This is a genomic window from Shewanella sp. AS16 (assembly GCF_021412365.1).
In the GTDB taxonomy this organism is placed as follows: domain Bacteria; phylum Pseudomonadota; class Gammaproteobacteria; order Enterobacterales; family Shewanellaceae; genus Shewanella; species Shewanella salipaludis.
This window is the reverse complement of record NZ_JAKCLK010000440.1, coordinates 1-281: the sequence shown is the minus strand read 5'-3', so window position 1 is coordinate 281 and position 281 is coordinate 1. Positions and strand designations below refer to the sequence as shown.

Here is a 281-nt window from a genome sequence, read left to right as displayed (position 1 = left end):
AGAAGTCGAAGCGCAGCACTTTGTCGTTAACCAGTGAACCTTTCTGCGATACATGAGTACCCAGAACCTGGCGCAGCGCAGCGTGCATCAGGTGCGTTGCGGAGTGATTCAGACGAATACGGGCGCGACGAGCCTCATCAACATCAGCCTGCACAGCGTCGCCCACTTTCAGAGAACCCGCAGCAAGTTTACCGATGTGACCAATCGCCTGGCCGTATTTCTGCGTATCTTCCACCGCGAAGGAGAAGTTAGCGCCTTTCAGTTCGCCTTTATCACCAACC

1 protein-coding gene is annotated in these 281 nt (G+C 54.8%); it reads right to left on the bottom strand.

From position 1 onward, the window contains the following. A partial coding sequence (locus LZP73_RS21005; RefSeq protein ID WP_234236934.1) for an alanine--tRNA ligase-related protein occupies positions 1-281 on the bottom strand: 281 nt, incomplete at both ends.